This is a genomic window from Okeania sp. (genome assembly GCF_983059655.1).
The window spans coordinates 1-4,804 of record NZ_CEZPJD010000631.1 but is presented as its reverse complement, the minus strand read 5'-3'; the positions used below and the strand labels follow the sequence as shown (position 1 = coordinate 4,804).

Below are 4,804 nucleotides of genomic sequence, written 5' to 3'. Positions count from 1 at the left end.
CCCTTTTCTGCGGATGAAACGACTCGAATGTTGACTGATATTGGAAACTTAATGGGAATTACTTTTGACGAAGAAACTCAGAGTGAAATTCATATTAGAAGTGGCGGACATCCCTTTGTGTCTCGCCAATTAGCAAGTTTATTGTGCAAGAAAGTAGCAGCAGAGCATGAAGGAAATATCCAGTTTGCCCATGCCCAACGTTATTTGAGCAAACCCTTCACTTATTCAGGAGTATTAAAAGATTACTGCGGGCAAAATATTTGGAGCGACATAGAAAAACGGGAGTTTCAGTCAGCAATGGCAATTATGCGGTTGCTTGCTTGCAATGAAAAACTTGAATCAGGAATTCCTTCATCTGTTATACTGAAAAAACTAGAAAATAAATTAACAGAAAGTGACTGTTTAGATGCTTTGCTGTGGTTAGAATCAGTTGGTTTAATCCTAGGGCAAGAGTCAGGAGCAGAAGATGTGTATCAAATACAATTACCGCTTCTGTCTCAATGGTTGCGGATGCAAATGAAACAACAGGAGGTGCAAGAGTGGCAACTTTCGTAAGACCAGATTTTAAACTCCCAATAGCAGACACCCGTTACTTTTTTGGGCGAAATGATATTTTGAAAGCTGTTGAGCGATCGCCTTTTTCAGTGCGCATTTTATTAGGAGGTCATCGTCTGGGAAAAACCAGCTTGTTAAATGCGATTCAAAATCGGTTTCTGACCTCTAGCAATTCCGACTATCGGGCATTTCCAGTATTATTCAACTTGCAACAAGAGCGACCAGAAAATTTAGACCATCTGCGCTATTTAATGATCGCCCGTCTCCAAGAAGCTTTCGCTGAATATAAAGAAGGTAGGTTATCTAATTGGCGTAAAAGTTACCGTCGTTTACTGCGACAAATTTCGGGAGGAGAGATAAAAAAAGTAGGTATTTCCCTAAAAGTGACTAACCCAGACTACGAACGTCGCCTGATAAATGAAGATTTCCGCCAAGACTTACTAAGAATACTAAAATCCTTGAAAAAGAAAAATTTTGTGGGCGTTTGCTATTTAATAGATGGTGCAGAATTTATTGTGAGTCAAGAATGGGCAAACGATGCTTGGAGTTATCTCCGAGCTTTGAAAGATACTGACACTGCCCTCAAACCATTTGTCGGTTTGATTTTTTCTGGTTATCAAGACTTAAAAGATTATCAACAGAAAGTAGGTTCTCCCCTGCTCAACATTGCTGAAGTAGAATGGTTGGAAGCTCTGAAAGAGTCAGATGTACGACAACTAATTGCCTACCGCCGTCAAATTGAAAATATTTTCCTCACTAGCGAAGAAATTGAGCAAATAATTGAATGGTCTGGCGGTCATCCCTATTTGATTCAACAATTACTCAACACAATTTTTGATTATAAAAATTCAGATCAATCTTATATAATAGATAATTTAATCAACAACTTAATTCGTCAGTATGATGGAGATTTTTCTGCTTGGTGGGATAATAAAAAAAAGAGTTATAGTTTTACTGCAATTGAGCGATCGGTTTATTTAGCACTGATAGAAAAGAGAATGGGAACAACTGAGTCTATAGCTCAAAATCTTGATTTAAGCATTGGTGAAATAGGAGACGCTTTTGAGGTATTAGCTGGCACAGGAGTAATTGAAAAAATTGATGATGAGCAGTATAAAATTGGAGCAAAAATATTTGAGCAATGGGTTATCCAATATTCGTAAAACTAAGAGGTTGTTTTTCAACAATTAACAATTAATAATTATCTCTTCTTTTCAAGGAGAGGATTGACTCAAAGAAAAATTTTTTTCTTTTTTCCCCTTAAAAGAGGAGGCTTTAAACCACAATTTCTCGGTAAAGAATTATGAAGTATTAGTAGGGATATAGCTGTCGCACTTGCTCCGCCAATGCACCAATATAGCGCTGTGCGCAGGCAACAGGCAACAGGCAACAGGCAACAGGGGGAATAAATTGCTGATCATATAAGACTTTTAGCTATTTGGCCAATCCTGCAATTTGTAAATATACCAGCGCTCATTGCTATATATGTTGCTTTCTTCCTTTTACTTGATTAAACCCACAAGAGAAAAGATAATTAGCGATCGCCAACTCATAACCAAAATTTAACCTAACCATATCTACACATAACACCACGAAAATTTAGGTTAGAAAATTTATAAATGCTCAAACTAACTTAGGGATTACTTCTAACTTCTAACTTTATTCTTTCCCTTCTGCCTTCTGCCTTCCGCCTTCCTTCTGTAGATACGATAAGTATTTAACCGGATTCTATATAACACCACGAAAATTAGCTTAGAAAATTTATAAATGCTCAAACTAACTCAGGGATTACTTCTAACTTCTAACTTCTAACTTCTGACTTCTGACTTCTGACTTCATAAAATCTACCCCCTTGCCAATGATCCCTAACCATTGGACACTGAGAATGAGAAAATTGTTGGCAGTGAGGTTCAACCGTGAAAAACGTACTAAGTATAATTCTAGGCGGTGGCGCAGGTACCCGTCTCTATCCATTAACAAAGCTGCGGGCCAAACCAGCAGTACCCCTAGCTGGGAAATATCGATTGATAGATATTCCTATCAGTAACTGCATCAACTCAGAAATGCAGAAAATATATGTTATGACCCAATTCAACTCCGCTTCCCTCAACCGTCATATTACTCGTGCCTATAACTTCCCTGGTTTCAGTGAAGGTTTTGTAGAAGTTCTCGCAGCTCAACAAACTAAAGATAATCCAGAGTGGTTCCAAGGAACAGCAGATGCTGTCCGTAAATATATCTGGTTATTCAAAGAGTGGGATGTTGATTATTACCTAATTCTCTCCGGAGACCATCTCTACCGCATGGACTATCGGGAGTTTGTCCAACGTCATATTGACACAAAGGCAGATATTACTCTGTCTGTCTTGCCCATTGATGAAGCACGGGCATCTGATTTTGGTTTAATGAAAATCAATGAATCTGGTCGGATTATTGAATTTAGCGAAAAACCTAAAGGAGACGATCTAAAAATTATGGCAGTGGATACTTCTGTTTTAGGAGTTAGTCCAGAAGTTGCTAAAGAACAACCCTACATTGCTTCTATGGGGATTTATGTCTTTAATAAAGATGTCATGGTAAAACTATTGGAAGAATCCGACGCTCCAGATTTTGGTAAGCAAATTCTACCTAATTCGGCTAAAGATTATAACGTTCAAGCTTACCCATTTGAAGGTTATTGGGAAGACATCGGGACGATTAGGTCATTCTATGAAGCTAATTTGGCCTTAACCCAACAACCTCAACCACCCTTTAGCTTCTATGATGAAAAAGCTCCTATCTATACTCGCTCTCGTTACTTACCACCAAGTAAACTTTTGGATTGTCAAATTACAGAATCAATCGTTGGAGAAGGTTGTATTCTCAAACAATGCCGAATTGACCATTGTGTTTTAGGATTGCGATCGCGAGTTGAAGCTGGTTGTATAATTGAGGACTCTCTGCTGATGGGTGCAGATTACTACGAACCCTTTGCAGAACGTAAATCTGGACTACAAAAGGGTATTGTCCCATTGGGTATCGGTGCTGAAACAACTATTCGTGGGGCGATCGTTGATAAAAACGCCCGTATTGGTCGCAATGTCCAGATAATTAATAAAGACCGTATAGAGGAAGCTCAACGAGAGGAAGATGGATTTATCATTCGTAGTGGTATTGTTGTTGTCCTGAAGAATGCCATTATCCCAGATGGCACAGTGATCTAGTAAGTGTTTGAGTTTTAGTTGTTAGTTGGTTAGCGGTTATTAGTAAATGCTGCTAACCACTACATAGGGTTTGCTAGTTTATGACCAGACTAATTATTCTTATTGGACTTCCAGCTAGTGGCAAATCCACTCTAGCAAGGAAAATAGTTACTAGATATCCTCAGTGTCAATTAATTTCGACTGATGCTATTCGTGCTGAGTTATTTGGTGATGAAGCAATTCAAGGACCTTGGCTTCGAGTATGGCAGCAAGTACAGCAAAAATTTTACCAAGCTGTACGCCAGAAATATCTTGCCATATATGACGCTACTAATGTCCAACGTCGGCAACGACGAAAAGTAATTGACCAGGCAAAGGAAAGTGGATTTACCCATCTAACTGGTTTATGGCTTGACAAAACATTAGAATTATGCTTAAGAAGAAATCGCCAACGACAGCGTCAAGTACCTGAAGAAGTAATCATGAAGATGTATCGCCAGTTAACAGATGCTCCTCCAAGCTGTGAAGAAGGATTAGATATACTCAAAAGAATATACTAAATAAAGTAGGTATTGAAAGTTATTGTTATCGCAAAGCAGAAAACATAAGAGAAGAGATTTTTTTGCACTCTATTGCAAAATTAAGGTTTATAACCTCTGCCTATCAAAAAAAGGAAAAAATTGTTTTTACTAAATCCTCTTCTTTGCAGTAAAGGTAATTGTTAATTATTAATTGTGAAAATGAGATTTTTTATACAGACAATATTCATGAAATTTATCGCAAAATCAAAACTAAAAATAAGTCTTTATTCTGATATTTTTTATTATGAATAATCAATTTTTGATTTAGATGCAAGAACACATCAATAACACCACAAATAAAGTTTGAGGAGAGTCATTTAACCTCAAGATATTAGAGATAATAATTTGAATTCAAGCTGATATACTATAGTTGAGTGCCTATAGATAAAGTCTAAAATAGAGTACGGCAATTGCTATTAATATTTCAGGAAAAACCGAACTTAAAAAAATGTTAAACCTTGATAACTTGAGATAAGTAAAGTCAAA

Annotated in this window: 4 protein-coding genes; all 4 read left to right on the top strand. The window is 37.2% G+C overall.

From position 1 onward, the window contains the following. A partial coding sequence (locus AC3DU7_RS25605; protein ID WP_488042103.1) for a hypothetical protein occupies positions 1-555 on the top strand: 555 nt, incomplete at its 5' end. After that, positions 540-1,718 carry an ATP-binding protein gene (locus tag AC3DU7_RS25600; protein WP_488042102.1) on the top strand — a complete coding sequence of 393 codons (1,179 nt, stop codon included), beginning with the start codon at positions 540-542 and terminating at the stop codon, positions 1,716-1,718. The genes AC3DU7_RS25605 and AC3DU7_RS25600, both read left to right, overlap by 16 nt. Before the next feature lie 753 nt (positions 1,719-2,471). Continuing rightward, positions 2,472-3,758 carry a glucose-1-phosphate adenylyltransferase gene (locus AC3DU7_RS25595; protein WP_488042101.1) on the top strand — a complete coding sequence of 429 codons (1,287 nt, stop codon included), beginning with the start codon at positions 2,472-2,474 and terminating at the stop codon, positions 3,756-3,758. 80 nt (positions 3,759-3,838) lie between these two features. Further along, the gene (locus tag AC3DU7_RS25590; protein ID WP_488042100.1) at positions 3,839-4,297 is read left to right on the top strand and encodes an AAA family ATPase; all 459 of its coding nucleotides are present in this window, start codon (positions 3,839-3,841) and stop codon (positions 4,295-4,297) included. Positions 4,298-4,804 lie beyond the last annotated feature (507 nt).